General features: G+C 71.3%; 19 protein-coding genes. 12 read left to right on the forward strand and 7 right to left on the reverse strand.

Annotated features, from left to right (window positions below):
- The first annotated feature begins 113 nt into the window (after positions 1-113).
- The 4 genes from C464_RS06410 to C464_RS06425 all read left to right on the forward strand — a co-directional run bounded on the left by C464_RS06410 (position 114) and on the right by C464_RS06425 (position 3201).
- Entirely contained in the window at positions 114-308 is a 195-nt protein-coding gene (locus C464_RS06410; RefSeq protein ID WP_004046659.1) for a cold-shock protein, read from the forward strand.
- Positions 309-482: 174 nt separating this feature from the next.
- Positions 483-1229 (forward strand): TetR/AcrR family transcriptional regulator, encoded by a 747-nt coding sequence (locus C464_RS06415; RefSeq protein WP_006112816.1) that lies wholly within the window; start codon positions 483-485, stop codon positions 1227-1229.
- Positions 1226-2599 (forward strand): MFS transporter, encoded by a 1374-nt coding sequence (locus C464_RS06420; RefSeq protein ID WP_006112817.1) that lies wholly within the window; start codon positions 1226-1228, stop codon positions 2597-2599. Before C464_RS06415 ends, C464_RS06420 begins: the two co-directional genes overlap by 4 nt.
- A 125-nt stretch (positions 2600-2724) precedes the next feature.
- Complete coding sequence (locus tag C464_RS06425; RefSeq protein ID WP_006112818.1) at positions 2725-3201, forward strand: 50S ribosomal protein L11; 477 nt, start codon at positions 2725-2727, stop codon at positions 3199-3201.
- Positions 3202-3247: 46 nt separating this feature from the next.
- On the opposite strand, the gene C464_RS06430 is transcribed toward C464_RS06425, so the two are convergent.
- The gene (locus tag C464_RS06430) at positions 3248-3970 is read right to left on the reverse strand and encodes a DUF4013 domain-containing protein (protein ID WP_006112819.1); all 723 of its coding nucleotides are present in this window, start codon (positions 3968-3970) and stop codon (positions 3248-3250) included.
- A 128-nt stretch (positions 3971-4098) separates the two neighbouring features.
- On the opposite strand from C464_RS06430, the gene C464_RS06435 reads away from it, so the two are divergent.
- A complete protein-coding gene (locus C464_RS06435) occupies positions 4099-4386 on the forward strand; it encodes a hypothetical protein (RefSeq protein WP_006112820.1) in 288 nt (95 codons plus the stop codon).
- A 23-nt stretch (positions 4387-4409) separates the two neighbouring features.
- On the opposite strand, the gene C464_RS06440 is transcribed toward C464_RS06435, so the two are convergent.
- Entirely contained in the window at positions 4410-4862 is a 453-nt protein-coding gene (locus tag C464_RS06440; protein WP_006112821.1) for a universal stress protein, read from the reverse strand.
- A gap of 123 nt (positions 4863-4985) precedes the next feature.
- Between C464_RS06440 and C464_RS06445 the strand changes: the two genes are divergently transcribed.
- Positions 4986-5396 (forward strand): RDD family protein, encoded by a 411-nt coding sequence (locus C464_RS06445; RefSeq protein WP_006112822.1) that lies wholly within the window; start codon positions 4986-4988, stop codon positions 5394-5396.
- 13 nt (positions 5397-5409) lie between these two features.
- On the opposite strand, the gene C464_RS06450 is transcribed toward C464_RS06445, so the two are convergent.
- The gene (locus C464_RS06450) at positions 5410-7302 is read right to left on the reverse strand and encodes an ATP-binding protein (RefSeq protein WP_006112823.1); all 1893 of its coding nucleotides are present in this window, start codon (positions 7300-7302) and stop codon (positions 5410-5412) included.
- Between the two features lie 125 nt (positions 7303-7427).
- On the opposite strand from C464_RS06450, the gene C464_RS06455 reads away from it, so the two are divergent.
- Complete coding sequence (locus C464_RS06455) at positions 7428-7763, forward strand: DUF7113 family protein (RefSeq protein ID WP_006112824.1); 336 nt, start codon at positions 7428-7430, stop codon at positions 7761-7763.
- A gap of 79 nt (positions 7764-7842) precedes the next feature.
- Positions 7843-9237 carry a M28 family peptidase gene (locus C464_RS06460; protein ID WP_006112825.1) on the forward strand — a complete coding sequence of 465 codons (1395 nt, stop codon included), beginning with the start codon at positions 7843-7845 and terminating at the stop codon, positions 9235-9237.
- 54 nt (positions 9238-9291) lie between these two features.
- Here C464_RS06460 and C464_RS06465 read toward each other — a convergent pair whose 3' ends face one another.
- The 4 genes from C464_RS06465 to C464_RS06480 form a co-directional block, all read right to left on the reverse strand.
- Entirely contained in the window at positions 9292-9498 is a 207-nt protein-coding gene (locus tag C464_RS06465; RefSeq protein ID WP_006112826.1) for a hypothetical protein, read from the reverse strand.
- Between the two features lie 157 nt (positions 9499-9655).
- The gene (locus tag C464_RS06470; protein ID WP_006112827.1) at positions 9656-9847 is read right to left on the reverse strand and encodes a hypothetical protein; all 192 of its coding nucleotides are present in this window, start codon (positions 9845-9847) and stop codon (positions 9656-9658) included.
- 47 nt (positions 9848-9894) lie between these two features.
- A complete protein-coding gene (locus C464_RS06475; RefSeq protein WP_006112828.1) occupies positions 9895-10635 on the reverse strand; it encodes a helix-turn-helix domain-containing protein in 741 nt (246 codons plus the stop codon).
- 340 nt (positions 10636-10975) lie between these two features.
- Positions 10976-12049, reverse strand: a complete 1074-nt coding sequence (locus tag C464_RS06480) for an aldo/keto reductase (protein WP_006112829.1) — start codon at positions 12047-12049, stop codon at positions 10976-10978.
- A gap of 177 nt (positions 12050-12226) precedes the next feature.
- Between C464_RS06480 and C464_RS18920 the strand changes: the two genes are divergently transcribed.
- From C464_RS18920 to C464_RS06495, 4 genes are all read left to right on the forward strand, one after another.
- The gene (locus tag C464_RS18920) at positions 12227-12403 is read left to right on the forward strand and encodes a hypothetical protein (RefSeq protein ID WP_161781665.1); all 177 of its coding nucleotides are present in this window, start codon (positions 12227-12229) and stop codon (positions 12401-12403) included.
- A 62-nt stretch (positions 12404-12465) separates the two neighbouring features.
- Positions 12466-13377 (forward strand): acyltransferase, encoded by a 912-nt coding sequence (locus C464_RS06485; RefSeq protein ID WP_006112830.1) that lies wholly within the window; start codon positions 12466-12468, stop codon positions 13375-13377.
- A 114-nt stretch (positions 13378-13491) separates the two neighbouring features.
- Entirely contained in the window at positions 13492-14085 is a 594-nt protein-coding gene (locus tag C464_RS06490) for a DJ-1/PfpI family protein (RefSeq protein WP_049910923.1), read from the forward strand.
- A 15-nt stretch (positions 14086-14100) separates the two neighbouring features.
- Entirely contained in the window at positions 14101-14919 is an 819-nt protein-coding gene (locus C464_RS06495) for an Nmad3 family putative nucleotide modification protein (RefSeq protein WP_006112832.1), read from the forward strand.
- The last annotated feature ends 80 nt before the right edge of the window (positions 14920-14999 follow it).

Below are 14999 nucleotides of genomic sequence, written 5' to 3' on the forward strand. Positions count from 1 at the left end.
GCGAGCGCCGCGACGCGACGAATCGCGACGCCGAGCCGCCCCGTGAGACGGCGTTCCACGCCGCGGTTCGTCGCGGAAGCCTTTTATGTCCCACACTCGCTTCTTCGGTCGCAATGGCGAAAGGCGAAGTCGATTTCTTCAACGACACTGGCGGCTACGGATTCATCGAGACCGACGACGCGGACGAGGACGTGTTCTTCCACATGGAGGACGTCGGCGGCCCGGACCTCGAAGAGGGTCAGGAAGTCGAGTTCGACATCGAGGAGGCGGACAAGGGTCCGCGCGCCACGAACGTCACCCGTCTGTAAGTCGACGACGACACCCGAGGCGAATCGATTTTCGACCGATTTCTACCCGCCGAGCGACGGCGCCGGGACGCGTCGCGTCACGGACGGCGGACCCGCCCGTTCGTCGAGCGAAGTCGCGCGTGAGACGCCCCCGACCGATAGGAATTTACCGCTCGTTGACTGACCGGTCAGTCAATGAGCGACTCGCCGAGCGCGGCCGCGGAGATCATGGACGGGGTGTACAGCGCCCTCCGCGCTCACGGCTACGCCGACCTGACGATGCAGGACATCGCCGACGAGTGTTCCAAGAGCAAGTCGCTGCTCCACTACCACTACGACACGAAGGAGGACCTGCTCGTCGCGTTCCTCGAACACATCATCTCCGACTCCGAAGAGCGGATCGCGGCCCGCGCCGACGACCCGCCCGTCGACCGGTTGGTCCAGTTCGTCGGGTGGTTCGTCTTCGCGCCCGACGAGACGGACCGCGAGGCGTTCCACATCGCGCTGTTGGAGCTGCGCACGCAGGGACCGTTCAACGAGCGGATCCGCGAGCAGTTGGCCCGCAGCGACCGGCTCCTCCGGGGCACTGTCGCCGACATCCTCGCGGAGGGGATCGAGGCCGGCGTCTTCCGCGACGTGGACGTGGAGGAGACGGCGGCGCTGCTCGTGGCGACGCTCGACGGCGCGCGGACCAGACAGATCACCCTCGCGGGGGCCGAACGCGACGGCGACGCGGCGGGGTACACCCGCGAGGTCGCCGAGGCGGCGCTCCAGCGGACCGTCGGGCCGCTGCTCGCGGAGGGGGTGGAGCCGCCGCCGCTCGACGCGGCGCTGGAGGCGCTCCGGCGCGACCCAGACGCCGGCGAGACGGACGGCGCGGCGGTCGGCGATTCCGGAGGAGACGGCTCGGACGGCGACGAGTCCGACGACGAGCGCGGATGAGCCGCCTCGGGTTCGGGCGGCCGCCGCCGGTGCTGCTCGCGGTGATCGCGAGCACCTTCTTCGTCGGCTTCGGCGGCGGCGTCGTCTTCCCGATCCTCCCCAACCTCGGCGCGGTCCTCGGCATCTCGGCGTTCATGGTCGGCGCGATCCTCTCCGCGAACCGATGGGTCCGGCTGGTCGCGAACGCCCCCGCCGGCGCGCTCGTCGACCGGTACGGGACGCGGACGCCGTTCGTTGCCGGCCTGTTCGTCGAGGGAGTCGCCACGCTCGGCTACGTCGTCGCGCTCGCGATGCCGCCCGCCGAGTCGCTCCGCCCGCTGGCGGCCTCGCTGCCGACGCTCGCGGCCGGCCCGCTGGTCGTCGGACCCGAACAGTGGTTCGCCCCGATCGGGCTCGCGGTCGCGCCCGAGACGTGGTTCCTGCTCGCGCGCGTCCTCTGGGGGCTCGGCTCGGCCGCCGTGTTCGCGACCGCCTACACCATCGCCGCCGACCTCTCCGACAGCGGCTCGCGGGGGACGAACATGGGGATCGTCCGCGGCGGGATCACGATGGGATTCCCGGCGGGCCTCGTGCTCGGCGGGGTCGTCTCCGCGCTCGCGGGAAACGTCGCGGCGTTCACCGTCGCCGCCGCGTTCGCGCTCACCGCCAGCGTCGTCGCGTACCGCTACGTACCGGAGACCCACGTCACGGGCGACCGCTCCGAGGACTCGATCAAGCCGTGGGAGGTCGACACCGCCGTCCCCGCCGTAACGGTCGGCCTAGTCAACTTCGGGCTGATGTTCGCGTACATCGGCGCGCTGTTCTCCACGCTCGTCCTGTTCCTCGGCGCGAACGACATCTCGCTGTTCGGCCTCGCCCCGCAGGGGACCTCCGGGCTGTTCATGGCCGGCACCGTCCTCTCGGCCGCGTTCTTCATGCTCGTCGGCGGTCGCGTCTCGGACACCCGCGAGTCCCGGACGCCGATCCTCCTGACGTTCCTCGTCGTCTCGTTCGTCGGGTTCCTGCTGCTCGCTCGGGCCGGGTCGGTCCTCTCGCTCGGCCTCGCGTGCGTCTTCATCGGGGCCGGACAGGGCGGGACGAGCGGCCCGATGATGGCCCTGCTCGCGGACCTCACCCCCGACGAGCGGATGGGCCGCGCCTCGGGAACGAACAACGTCCTCGGCGACGTGGGCGGCGGGCTCGGACCGTTGGTGTCGCTCCCGCTGATCGAGGCGGTCGGCTTCGCGCCGATCTACGCCGCCTGCGCGGCGCTTCCGCTGCTGGCCGGCTGCGTCCTCCTCCTCGGGGTCCGGCGGGAGACCGGGACGTTCCTGCCCGGGCGCGTCGCGGGCGAGGCGGGCGGGGGCGAAGCCGTCCCCACCGACGCGTAGCCGCGCCCGCCGCTTCCCGGCCGACGGACCGCCTCCGTCGGGTCGCGGGGACGCCGTATGCGAACCGCTATCGCCCTCTGCCCGAAAGAACAACCGTTAAAAGTCGGCGTCGGGTTCGTACGGACATGGCTGGAACTATCGAAGCGCTCGTCCCCGGCGGGCAGGCCAACCCCGGCCCGCCGCTCGGTCCCGAGCTCGGACCGACGCCGGTGGACGTCCAGGACGTCGTCGCGGAGATCAACGATGAGACCGCTGCCTTCGACGGCATGGAGGTGCCCGTCACCGTCGAGTACGACGACGACGGCTCCTTCACCATCGAGGTCGGCGTGCCGCCCACCGCGGAGCTCATCAAGGACGAGGCCGGCTTCGACACCGGCTCCGGCGAGCCCCAGGAGAACTTCGTCGCCGACATGTCGATCGAACAGGTGAAGAAGGTCGCCGAGCAGAAGTCGAGCGACCTGCTCGCGTACGACACGAAGGCGGCCGCCAAGGAGGTCGGCGGCACCTGCGCCTCCCTCGGCGTCACCATCGAGGGCGAGGACGCCCGGACGTTCGACGACCGCGTCGACGCCGGCGAGTACGACGACGTCCTCGACGAGTAACGCCGCGGTCGCGGTTTTTCGACGCCGTCCGTTTCTCACCGACCGTCTACACGACTGGCCGTTCCGCCGGCTCGGCCTCTGTCGACTCGGCCGTCACCGGTCGCACGTCCGTCCACGTCCAGCCGATGATAGCGGCCGCCGCGACGACGGCGTAGAACTGGACGAAGAGTCCGGCGATCGTCCCCAACACCGGAACGATCGAGAGGACGCCGATCGCCAGCGCGCCGGCGAACGCCACCGCGGCGGCCGTGAGCCAGCCGACGGCGTACGCCCGCTTCGTGACGATTCCCCAGAGCGTGCCGAGGGCGAAGCCGTCGCCGACGCGTCCCGAGTCGGCGACAGCGGCCAGCGCGGCCGGCGTCACGTAGGCGCCGGCGAGCGAGGCGGCGAGCGCGACGACGACGAGTGCCGGCGCCACCAACCCGCCGGCCAAGCCGCCGAGGAGGCCGCCCGCGCCCTCGCCGAAGCCGAGGACGGCGGCGCCCACGCCGAACACGGCGGCGACCGCGAGGACCGCGAGCGGGACGAGCGAGTAGACGAACGTGACCGCGAACGCTTTCAGCCCCTCGACGAGGAGGTCGCCCCACGCCTCGAAGACCGGCGGTTCGTCGTCGCCGTCGGCGGTCTGCCGGATGACGCGCGCGAGGTACCCGAGCAGGAGGAACGACGGGATCAGGAGCGGGCTCGCGAGGAGCAGGACGCCGCCGATCAGGGTCGTGACGAGGGCGTCGTCGCCGTCGCGAAGGTAGTTGAGTGACGCTTCTATCATGGTTTATCAGGCGGACGTACGCGCCGTGAGGGCGTAAAGTAGTACGACGAACGCGGACCGCGGGGCCTTCGCCGCGCCGCGACGAGCGGAGCCGTCCATTTATTTCCGAACCGGACGGAGTCGCCGACATGCCGGATCTCAATCCGATCGCGAAGCGGATCCACAACGTCCAGCCCCGACCGGTGCGGCTCGAACTCGACTCCGGCGAGACCGGCGTCTTCGAGTTCTCGTCGACGGAGTTCTTCCAGCGGGAGTTCCGCGGCGAGGGCGTCCGGACCGACGCCGACCCCGAGGCCGACTTCCGGCTGATCAGCTCAGAGGACTACGAGGATATCCTGCTCGGCCGCTCGGGTCCCGACGAGGAGGGCTGGTCGATGGTCGGCGAGGTGGTCGCGGCCGAGCGCGCCGAGGAGTAGCCGGAACCGCGCCCGAGAGTCGCTCAGCGGACGACCGTCACGGGCACCTCGGCGCGGCGGACCACCCCCTCGGCGACGCTGCCGAGGAGGACCCGCGAGAGGCCGGTGCGACCCCGGCTCGCCAGCACGAGGTGGTCGAACGGCTCGCCGGCGTCCCCGTCGCCGCCGACCGGCTCCTCGCCGCCGGCCACGCCGAGGATCGTCTTCGTCGGACGGCCGACCTCCAGTCGCGTCTCGACGTCGCGGTCGACCGCCTGGGTCGCCTCGGAGAGGGTCCGCTTCCCGCGCTGTTTGGCGCTCTTGTACCACTGGTCGGACGCCCCCGGGAACCCGCCGTCGGCGCCCGTCGCCGAGTCGGCGGGGTTGATGACGTGGAGCGCCGTGAGCTCGGCGTCCGGCCACTCGGTGGCGGCGAACTGTAACGCCTCGATCGCCTCCGACGACCCGTCGACCGCGACGAGGATGCGCTTGGACATGGGTGTCGGTTCGCCCGCTCCGGGCAAAAAGGGCGGCGGCGACTCCGGGGCGGCGACAATCCACCGCGCGGCGCGACGGGAGCGTTCACAAGGCACTTCCCGGACCGCGGGTCACCCGGGCACATGAGCAAGCCGTACACGCGGTCGCAGTTGGCGTCGGTCACCGCGCGCGGCGGCGCCTGGCTCGTCGACATCGTCGCGAGCCTCGTGGTCGCCGCGGTCGTCTCGGGGGTCGTCGGCGTCGCCGCGGACCCGCTCGGGGCCCTCGCGTTCCTCCTCGTCTCGGTCGGCTGGTACGTCGTCTCGGAGGCGGTCTGGGGCCGAACGCCGGGCAAGTGGGTCGCCGGGATCAGAGTCGTGGAGGCCGACGGCGGCGACGTCTCCGCGCGCGCCGCCGTCGTGCGGAACGCGACGAAGGTGATCGGCGGCGGCTCGATCCTGTTGGTCCTCGCGGGCGTCGTGTTCATCGCCGACTCGCGCGACAACCAGCGGCTCGGCGACCGGTTCGCCGACACGCTGGTCGTGCGGGTCTAGCGGGACGCCGCCGTCAGTCGTGCCGCGTCACGCACTCGGAGAGACCGATCAGCTCGACGGGCTCGGAGTTGTCCGGCGAGTAGACGACCATCTGCCCCTTCTCCATGTACGGGACCTTCCCGGCGAGGTTCGACGGGATGTTGACGCTGGAGATGGCGTCCTCGTCGCCGAGGTTCAGGACTATCTTCGTGTTCACCTGCTTGAACACCGACTCGGCGACGTCCTGCGGGTCCTGCGTGATCAGGAAGAGCCCGAGCCGCTCCTTGCGACCCTGCTTCGCGGCCTCGGTGAACTTCTGGACCACCTTCTGGGCCTGGACGTTGTCGGCGTCGGCGAGGAAGTTGTGCGCCTCGTCCATCCCGACGAGGAGCGGCGTCTCCTTGATCCGGTCGCTCGCCGGGTCGTTCGAGAGCTTGTCGTCGACGAGCAGGCCCGCGACCGCGAGGACGACGATCTCCTTCTGCCGCGAGGTCGGCAGGTGGTAGGTGGGAACCACCGAGAGCCCGCCGGGGCGCACCAAGGTGTGGTCGAGCTCGGTGATCGGCTTCGCGTCCTGGTCGAATATCCCGCTCGGGACGCCGCGGACCCGCCGTTTGACCGCGTCGAACGTCGCCTCGTGGATCCGCCCGCTCTCGTGGAGTTCCTCTTTGAGCGCCGGGTCGTCGAGGTACGAGAGGAACTGGCTGTACGTCCCCGCGTCGCCGTAATCGTCGAAGAAACGGTTCAAGAGGGTCAAAAGCGCCGGGTACTGGTTGTCGTTGAGCCCGGAGCCGGCCACCAGCCACGGCATGTCCCGCGCCAGCGAGAAGGGGATCGTGAACTCGACGCGCTCGGCGCGGTGCCCCTCGCCGGGGTACGTCGCGTTCGCGACGCGCGGCACGAGCGCGACGGTGTCGTCGTGGCCGCCGTGCGCGATCCCCTCGCGCTCCAGGCGACGCGCGAACGCGTCGTCGAGGTCGGGGTTGTCGTCGTGCATCTGCGCGTACTCGTCCTGCGGGTCGAACTGCACGACGGCCATCCGCGACTCGCGGCCGTCCCCCATCGGGTACGTCCGGTCGGCGTCGAGGTACTGCCGCAGGACGTTCTTCGAGGCGTGCGTCTTCCCCGACCCGGTGCCGCCGGCGACGAGCGTGTGCCGGAACGCGAGCGGGTCGCCGTCGCCGTAGTCGTCCTTCACGCGGTAGTCGACGGTGGGCGGCTCCGCCGCGGTCCGGACCTTCTCGCCGCCGACGGAGAGGTGGCCGAGGAAGACGCCGTCGTCGGGGATCTTCAGTCCCGTCTTGATCTCGGCGTCGTCGGCCGCCTCCTCGACGACCGCGCCGGGCTTCGGCACGCGGTCCGTCATCCGGCGTTTCATCCCCTCGCCCTCGCCGTAGACGACGGACATCGGCTCAAGGTCGGCGACGAACTTGTAGTCGCGCTCGGCGAACTCGTCGCGGCGCATCTGCCGGCGGGCGTGGATCTCGGTCGCGTCGTCCGACTGGAACTCCTGTGCGTACTCCAGTCCAGTGATCCGGCAGAACAACCGCTCGCCGTCCGGGTACGGTATCAGGAGGTACTTGCCGAGCCGGACGGACTCGCGGTTGCCGGTGGTGACGAACGCCTTCAGCGACGTCTCGTCCTCCTCCTCGGCGACGCGGAGCCCCTGCGAGACCGACACGACGCCGAGGCCCGAATCGCTCCCGGCCGGCGTCGCCTCGTAGTCGGCGAAGGCCTCGCCCTCGCGGTCGTCGTTCGCGTCGGGTTCGGGCGCGTCCGAGGTGGCTCCGCCCGCCGCGCTCCCCCCGTCGACGGCGGACTCGCCGCCGGACCCGACCGCGGCGTCGCTCCCGCCCTCGGCCTCGTCCGGGGAGCCGCCGTCACCGTCGCCGTCACCGGTGAACTCGGTGAAATCCTCCAGCGTCATGGCGGATCCACCGGTCGCCGGGCCGAAAGCGTTTGCCCTCGCGCGCCGGGGCACCGATTCGCCGCCGGCCGGCCCTGCGCGACCGGTCACGGGGCCCTTATCCGGCTCGACCTCGTACGTGTGCCATGATACTCGTTCGCGGTAGCGGCGGCGGGACGGACCTCACCGGGACGGTGTTCGAACGCGGTGAGGAGCCGCCCGCCTACAAGGGTGCGCCCGACGAGGACGCGCCGTACGTGTGGGTGTGCGACTCGTTCTACGAGGTCGAGAGCGGCGGCTCGCCGCTCGTCGTCGACGGCGAGGAGATCCGCGTCGCCTTCGAGGAGCCGATGCCGCGCGGGTTCGACACGCGCGACCAGGCGGTGGAGGCGGCCCGCGACCACGTCCGGACGCAGTTCGCCCGGATCGGCGTCGATCCCACCGAGGTCGAGGTCGAGGTGACCGCGGCGGACCCCGCCTGAGCGCCGGCGACGAGCGGAAGCGAGCCGACCGGGCTCCGCCTCCCGCAACCCCTTTTCGCGCGCGGCCCAACCAGTGGATATGACGGAGCTACCGGACCGCGTCGTGGGCGACGCGCGGACGAGCGACTTCGGGTGGAACCTTCTCACGGACCTGACGGACATCGGGAACCGAATGGCCGGGTCGACCGGGGAGCGCCGCGGGGCCGAGCGGGTCGTCGAGGCGTTCGAGGCGGCCGGGCTGCGGAACGCCGGCCTCGACGAGTTCGAGATCCCCGGCTGGTGGCGCGGCGAGTCGTCGCTGTCGGTGTCCGGCGCGGTCGAGCGCCGCCACGAGAACTCCCACGAGGTGATCGCCCTGCCCGGCACGCCGAGTGGCGAGGTGACCGCCCCGCTCATCGACGTCGGCGACGGCACCGACGAGGAGTTCGCGGCCGCGGAAGACGACTTGGACGGCGCGGTCGCGATGGCCTCCTCGCGCACGCCGGAGAGTCACGACCGGTGGATCCACCGGATGGAGAAGTACGTCGCGGCGGCCGAGCGCGGCGCGGTCGGGTTCGTCTTCCGGAACCACATCGAGGGGGCGCTCCCGCCCACCGGCGAGATCGGGTACCACAACCGACCGGGGCCGATCCCCGCGGTCGGCGTCTCGAAGGAGGTCGGCGACCGGCTCGCGCGGCTCGCCGAGCCCGCGGAACACGGCGGTCTGGCGGGCAGCGACGGCTCGGGAGCCGGCGACCGCCCGACCGTCTCGCTCGACGTCGACTGCCGCAACGAGCCGACGACCTCGGTGAACGCGGTCGCGGAGGTCGGGCCGGACACCGAGGAGGCGGTGTACCTCACCGCGCACGTCGACGCCCACGACGTGAGCGACGGGGCCAACGACAACGGGGCCGGCTCGGCGCTCGTCGCGGAGGTCGGCCGCCTGCTCGCGGCCGTCGAGGGCGACCTCGACACCCGGGTGCGGCTCGTCACCTTCGGCTCGGAGGAGATCGGGCTGTGGGGGGCGTATCACGCCGCGGAGACGACGCCGCGCGAGGAGATCGCCTGCGTGGTCAACCTCGACGGCGCGTGTAGCTCGCGGAACCTCCGCGTGGGGACGAACGGGTTCGACGGGATGCGGTCGACGTTCGAGGCGGTCGCGGACGCGTTCGACGCGCCCCTCGCGACCGGCGAGACGATCTCGCCGCACGGGGACCAGTGGGCGTTCGTCCAGGAGGGGATCCCGGCCGTGATGGCGTCGACGACGAGCGACCAGTCCGGCCGCGGCTGGGGCCACACCCACGCCGACACCCTCGACAAGCTCGATTCCCGGGACCTCGGCGAGGTGGCGACGCTCGTGACCGCGGCCGTCTACCGGTTCGCGACGGGCGAAGTCGGAGCGACCCATCGGTCGCGGGAGTCGATCCGCGACGCCATCGACGAGGGGTACGTCGAGGAGCTGAAGACGGGCGGACGGTGGCCTTACGACGAGTGACGGCGGCAAGGCCGGGGCGGCCGCGACCGCGTCCGGCGGCGACTCGCGGCTCGGCTACTTCTCGGCGTACAGGAGCGTCCGTCGGCAGGCGGGACAGACGTACGGAACCGGCGTCAGGATCTCGTCCGCTCTGATGCCGCTCAGCAACCCGTCGTCCGTCGACGGGGAGACGACGGACAGTTCGCCGACGGCGTCGGTCCCCTGTAGTTCCATCCGCTCGAGCGGCTCGTCGCAATCGGGACAGGTCCTCTCGGAGGGCATCTCCGCTAGAAGTACGGATGCCGCCGGAAAAATCGGTTCGGTGTGAGCGCCGGCTCGACGGGCGTCTCCTATCGGACTGAAACCTCGTCGCGAAGACGACGGGTTACGGTCGAACCCGGCGCGGCGGCTCACGGACCCTTCCGGCCCGCCGCCCGGCTCACTCCTCGTCGGAGCCGTCGCAGACGCCGAGCGGGAGTGACTCGGGGGCGTCGACGTCGGCGTCGAGGCCGGCGTACGCGTCGTCGATGAGCCGGGCCAGTTGCGTCTCGGGGCTCACGCCGCGGGCGGCGGCGAGGGCCGCGAGCCGCTCGTACTGCTCGTCCGGCACGGTGACCGTTCCCTCGTCCATACGCGGCGGTGCGTCCCGGAGCTACAAAAGCGTTAGTCTGGCCCCGCTCACGACCGATCCGTTCGGTCCGCCTCGCGAACGGCACCGACCGGTTCGCCCTCGGCGAAGCGGTCGAACAGCGCGTTCATCACCGCCGACTCGGCGCGAGAGAGGTGTTCCCACACCGTCGTGGAGCCGAGCCCGAGCTCCGCGGCGACCTCCTCGACGCCCACGCCGCCGCCGTGGTCGTAGTAGCCCGCGGCGATCGCGGTCGCGAGCACCTCCCGCTGCCGGTCGGTAAGGTCGTCGAGGAGGCCGGAGGCGGGGAGCTGCGGCGAGCGTTCGATGGAGGCCAGCTCCACGTTCCGCGCCAGCTCCACCTCGTTGCCGCCGCGTTCGAGCTCCCGCATCACCGCCGAGAGGTCGTCGCCGTCCTCGAGGTACGCCGTCCAGCGCTCGACGCCGCCGGAGATGGTCGTGCCCATCCGGTAGTGGATCCCCATCCGCGAGAACCGCTCGCCGATCCCCTCCCAGTCGGCCGCCGAGACGTCGATCGTGAGGGCGACGTACGCGTGCGTGCCCTCGATCGGCGCGAGCGGCTCCGCGGAGACGATAAGATCGAACTCGCGGAACTCCTCGACGAACGCCTCGATCTCTGCCGTCGGTCCGGTCAGTTCCGCGATCCGCTTGCGCTCGGAGCCGCTGCCCGTCATCGACGAGACGGACCGGTACCGTACCTCCGGGTGACGCGCGCTCACCTCACACTCCGGCTCCCCGGCGTGGTGGATCCGAAACGTCACTTCCCGCATGGCGGATCCGAGACCGTCGGGGTTCAAACCCGTTCCGGACCGGTCGCGAGCCATTTATACCCGCGACCGCGCAACGGTCGACGTGGTGGCGATGACGAGTCGGTTACCCCCACCGAGCCCCTTGTGACGACGGGTTTCGACCGAGCCACCGTTCCCACCCGCGCCAGCGGCGCGGCCGTCCAGCGCCCCGGGCACCCGTCGGCTCGACGCGGTAGCGGCGGCGCTCCGCGGAGCGCGGTGAAAGTGATCCAGCGCCGTGACAACCGCTCGCAGTCGGGCGGTTTCGAGACGAAAAGGACGGGTCGAGCGGGGGCGGTCGAACGGGGCGCGGGCTCGGCGCTCAGTACGAGGCGGCGCGCTTGTCGAGGCCGGCGGCCTCGATGTCCTCGCCGTCGACGGAGGTGCGGAGGACGTCCATCCCGTCGTCGCGGTCGATGTCGAAGTCGCGCGCGTACAGGTCGTCCAGCCGCTCGTACTCCGCGTCGGAGAGCGGCGGCACGTCGCTCGCGGCGCTCCACTCGGCGATGTCGTCGCCGTCGCGGAACGTGGGCGTGACGGAGGCGACCTCGTCGTGGGCGAGCAGCCAGCGGATCGCGGCCTGCGCCATCGTGCGCGTTCCCTCGCCGTGGTCGGGGTCTTCGAGGAAGCGGATCGCGTCGACCTTCTCCCAGCCGGTCTCGTACCACTCCTTCGGGCGGTGCGAGCGGTGGTCGCCATCTTCGAGGACGGTGTCCGGCGTCACCTGCTCGTTGAGCAGCCCGGAGGAGTGCGGGACGCGGGCGATGACGGAGGTGTCCGAGCCGCTCTCGCGGATCGTGTCCACGAAGTGGCGGCCGGGCTCCTGCTCGAAGAGGTTGAAGACGGTCTGGACCGCGTCGAACTCCTCGTACTCGACGGCGGCGTCGCCCTCGGCGAGCCAGCCGATCGAGGGGCCGAGCGCCCAGCCGAGCGCGCGGACGCGCCCGTCGGCCTTCCACTCGCCGAGGAGGTCGCGCACCTCGGGCGTCACCTCGTCGACGTTCGCGTTGTGGAGCTGGAGCACGTCGACGTAGTCGGTGTCGAGGCGGTCCAGCGAGGCCTCGAACGCCTCGGTGAGGTACTCGCGGTTCAGCTCCTTGGGGAGTTCGCCGTGGCCGGCCTGCGGGTTGTCGTAGAAGTCGTAGCCGATCTTCGTCGACAGCGTCACCTCGTCGCGGCGGCCGTCGATCGCCTTCCCGATTATCGTCTCGCTGTCGCCGTGGCCGTACACGTCGCCGGTGTCGACGTAGGTGACGCCGGCGTCGAGCGCCTCCTCGACCATCCCGACCGCCTGGTCGTCCGAGCGGTCGCCCCACCAGTCCGTGCCGACGACCCACGCGCCGAAGCCGATCTCCGAGACCTCGACGCCCGAGTTACCGAGTTCGCGGCGTTCCATACACACCGGTTGTCGGTCGGGACACTTATCGGGCGCGGTCGGTCTCGCGCCGGTGGAACGGGCGGGGGGCCGCGGGGGTCGCGCTCGCGGAGGACCGCGGTCGCGAGGGTCGCGGCGGACCGCGGCTGCGCGTCCGATACCGTCGGCTATTACTCGCTCGCGGCTCGCTGACCGCCCATGGACGACTCCCTCCGTCGTCGACTCGACGCCGTCGTCGCCCTGCTCGGGGTCATCGCCCTCGTCGCGGTCACCGCGCTGTTGCTCTCGTTCGGCAGGGCCGCGATCGCCCCGTCCCTCGTGATCGCCTTCACGGGCGTCCTCGTCGCCATATTCGTCGACGCCGAGCTGTACTGACGGATGAGGCGTCGCGTTCGCACAACCGAATCCATTTGAACGACGGCGACGAAGTGGGCCCGATGACAAAGCGACACGTGTCCCTGCCCGACGGTGCCGAGGCCGGGGTCCGAGGGTTCATCGACGAGGTGGACGAGCGGCTCTCCTCGGACGAGGACACCTGCGAGGTCGTCCGCGACGTGCTGATCGACCTCCACGGCGACCGGGAGGCGTGGGAGGCGTGGCAGGACGGGGAGTCGGTGTCGCGCGCCGAGCGCGTCCGGCTTCAGGGGTACGACCCCTGTAACGCGACGCTGGAGTCGGAGTACTACGCCGAGAAGGACGAGGACCGATTCCAGCGCTCGAAACACCTCCAGTGGCTCTGGCGGCAGTTCGACGCCACGCCGATGGCCGACAACGTCGAGTTCGCGCTCCGCTTCCGCCAGATGCTCGGCAACCACCTCTTCGCCGAGTGCGGGGAGGACTGCCGCTTTTTCAAAGGGATCTCCGTCACCTACGGCCACAACATCGAGGTCGGCGACAACGTCGTGATCCACGACGACGTCCACCTCGACGACCGGGGGAAGCTGACGATCGGCGACCGCGCCTCCATCTCCGACGGCGTCCACCTCTACAGCCACGACCACGACATCGTCGACCAGACCGCGGTCCGGAACTTCCACACGATCGTCGAGGACGACGCCCGCGTCACCTACGACGCGATGGTCCGGGCCGGCTGCCGCGTCGGCGAGAACAGCGTCGTCGGCGCGCGCTCCGTGGTGCAGGGCGACGTGCCGGCCCACCACGTCGTCGTCGGGTCGCCGGCCCGCAGCGTCCGCGTGAAGCCCGGCTGGGAGGAGGCCGCCGACGAGTTGGAGGACGGCCGGCTCCCCGACAACCAGGACGACCGCGAGATCGAGTACGACCTCCCGGACGACCTCGAACAGTTCGACGAGTTTCAGCGGGACCTCCGCCCGCCGAGCCCGCAGCACTGAGACCCCCGTGCGGCCGTCCGCTCGGTGACCGCAGACGGCTTCTCCCGTGGTATGCCATCGCACGCCAGTATCGTTATTGGCCAGCGGCGCGTACGCGCAAGTGGTGTCTAGCACATGACAGGACAACGCGTACTGATGATCGCCGGCGACTTCGGCGAGGACTACGAGATCATGGTGCCGTATCAGGCGCTCCAAGCGGTCGGTCACGAGGTCCACGCCGTCTGCCCGGAGCGGGAGGGCGGCGAGTCGATCAAGACCGCAATCCACGACTTCCGCGGCGACCAGACGTACCTGGAGACCCGCGGCCACGACTTCGAACTCACGCACGGGTTCGACGAGGTCGACCCGACCGACTACGACGCGCTCGTCGTTCCCGGCGGGCGCGCCCCCGAGTACCTGCGGGGCTACGAGGAGGTGCTCGACGCGGTGCGGCACTTCTTCGAGGCCGACAAGCCGGTCGCGTCGATCTGCCACGGCCCGCAGATCCTCGCGGCCGCCGGCGTGCTCGACGGCTACGAGATGACGGCGTACCCGGCCGTCAAGGCCGAGGTCGAGGCCGCCGGCTGCTCGTGGGTCGACGGCGTGACGACCGACGGGAACCTCGTCACGGGGCAGGCGTGGCCCGACCACCCCGAGTGGATCGCGCAGTTCCTCGACCTCCTCGGAACGGAGATCGACCACGAACAGCCCGCCGCGACGGCGGACTGATTCCCCTCTTTTTCGATGCCCGGCCCCCGCGCCCTCGCGGTCAACGTCGCCGCCAACACGAACGAACCCGGCTTTCGGGGTCCCGTCTACCCCGACGGCTCCTTCGCGTACGTCCCGATCCCCGAGTCGGCGGCGACGCTGCCGCGCGGGCGAGCCCTGGTCGACGAGCCGGTCCCGACCTACGGCGACCTCGACCTCCCGTTCGCGGTCCCGGCGGTCCTGCGCGAGACGCCCGTCCACGCCGACCCCGAGTTCCCGGGCGTCCACGGCCGCGAGCGCGCGACGTACGGCGACCCGCACGGGGTCAAGGCCGGGCGGATCGCCGCCCTCGAACCCGGCGACCGGCTCTTCTTCTACGCGACGCTGTCGCTGCGGCCGCGCGACTGGGCCGGACCGGGGGGAGAGCGTCCGGGCGACGGTGGGGCCGACGACCGCGGCGGCGCGTGGCTCCGAGAGCGCGGCGTCGGCGTCGACGACGACCTCGCCCCCGACTGGGGCGCGTACCTCTTCGCGGGGATCCGGGTCGATCGGGTGCTCTCGCCGGCGGACGGCGATGGCGTCGTCGACCGCGCGGCCGCGGCGGCGGCCGCGCCGACCAACGCGCACCTGAAGCGCGACCCGTTCGACGCCCGCGTCGTCGCGGTCGGCGACCCGAAGGCGTCCGGCCCGTTCGACCGGGTCGTCCCGCTGAGCGCGCCGGACGCCGGCGCTGACGCGAACCCGATCGTCACCGACCTGTCGAGCGACTCCGGGAAAGGGCCCTGGTGGCGTCGGCCGATGGCCTTCGACGAGGCGGCGACCGCGGAGCTGCTCGCGCGGATCGACCGAGCGTGAGGGAGGACCGACGCGACCTGACGCGGAGCGCTCGCCGGCGTCGCCACCGCGATTTATGAGGCGCGGCCGCGTTGTGTCGC

It is taken from the genome of Halorubrum coriense DSM 10284 (assembly GCF_000337035.1).
Lineage (GTDB): Archaea > Halobacteriota > Halobacteria > Halobacteriales > Haloferacaceae > Halorubrum > Halorubrum coriense.

What these genes read in the sequence shown, in the direction of transcription:
- C464_RS06410 (WP_004046659.1), top strand. Translation starts at nt 114, where the DNA reads ATGGCGAAAGGCGAAGTCGATTTCTTCAACGACACTGGCGGCTACGGA.
- C464_RS06415 (WP_006112816.1), top strand. Translation starts at nt 483, where the DNA reads ATGAGCGACTCGCCGAGCGCGGCCGCGGAGATCATGGACGGGGTGTAC.
- C464_RS06420 (WP_006112817.1), top strand. Translation starts at nt 1,226, where the DNA reads ATGAGCCGCCTCGGGTTCGGGCGGCCGCCGCCGGTGCTGCTCGCGGTG.
- C464_RS06425 (WP_006112818.1), top strand. Translation starts at nt 2,725, where the DNA reads ATGGCTGGAACTATCGAAGCGCTCGTCCCCGGCGGGCAGGCCAACCCC.
- C464_RS06430 (WP_006112819.1), bottom strand. Translation starts at nt 3,970, where the DNA reads ATGATAGAAGCGTCACTCAACTACCTTCGCGACGGCGACGACGCCCTC.
- C464_RS06435 (WP_006112820.1), top strand. Translation starts at nt 4,099, where the DNA reads ATGCCGGATCTCAATCCGATCGCGAAGCGGATCCACAACGTCCAGCCC.
- C464_RS06440 (WP_006112821.1), bottom strand. Translation starts at nt 4,862, where the DNA reads ATGTCCAAGCGCATCCTCGTCGCGGTCGACGGGTCGTCGGAGGCGATC.
- C464_RS06445 (WP_006112822.1), top strand. Translation starts at nt 4,986, where the DNA reads ATGAGCAAGCCGTACACGCGGTCGCAGTTGGCGTCGGTCACCGCGCGC.
- C464_RS06450 (WP_006112823.1), bottom strand. Translation starts at nt 7,302, where the DNA reads ATGACGCTGGAGGATTTCACCGAGTTCACCGGTGACGGCGACGGTGAC.
- C464_RS06455 (WP_006112824.1), top strand. Translation starts at nt 7,428, where the DNA reads ATGATACTCGTTCGCGGTAGCGGCGGCGGGACGGACCTCACCGGGACG.
- C464_RS06460 (WP_006112825.1), top strand. Translation starts at nt 7,843, where the DNA reads ATGACGGAGCTACCGGACCGCGTCGTGGGCGACGCGCGGACGAGCGAC.
- C464_RS06465 (WP_006112826.1), bottom strand. Translation starts at nt 9,498, where the DNA reads ATGCCCTCCGAGAGGACCTGTCCCGATTGCGACGAGCCGCTCGAGCGG.
- C464_RS06470 (WP_006112827.1), bottom strand. Translation starts at nt 9,847, where the DNA reads ATGGACGAGGGAACGGTCACCGTGCCGGACGAGCAGTACGAGCGGCTC.
- C464_RS06475 (WP_006112828.1), bottom strand. Translation starts at nt 10,635, where the DNA reads ATGCGGGAAGTGACGTTTCGGATCCACCACGCCGGGGAGCCGGAGTGT.
- C464_RS06480 (WP_006112829.1), bottom strand. Translation starts at nt 12,049, where the DNA reads ATGGAACGCCGCGAACTCGGTAACTCGGGCGTCGAGGTCTCGGAGATC.
- C464_RS18920 (WP_161781665.1), top strand. Translation starts at nt 12,227, where the DNA reads ATGGACGACTCCCTCCGTCGTCGACTCGACGCCGTCGTCGCCCTGCTC.
- C464_RS06485 (WP_006112830.1), top strand. Translation starts at nt 12,466, where the DNA reads ATGACAAAGCGACACGTGTCCCTGCCCGACGGTGCCGAGGCCGGGGTC.
- C464_RS06490 (WP_049910923.1), top strand. Translation starts at nt 13,492, where the DNA reads ATGACAGGACAACGCGTACTGATGATCGCCGGCGACTTCGGCGAGGAC.
- C464_RS06495 (WP_006112832.1), top strand. Translation starts at nt 14,101, where the DNA reads ATGCCCGGCCCCCGCGCCCTCGCGGTCAACGTCGCCGCCAACACGAAC.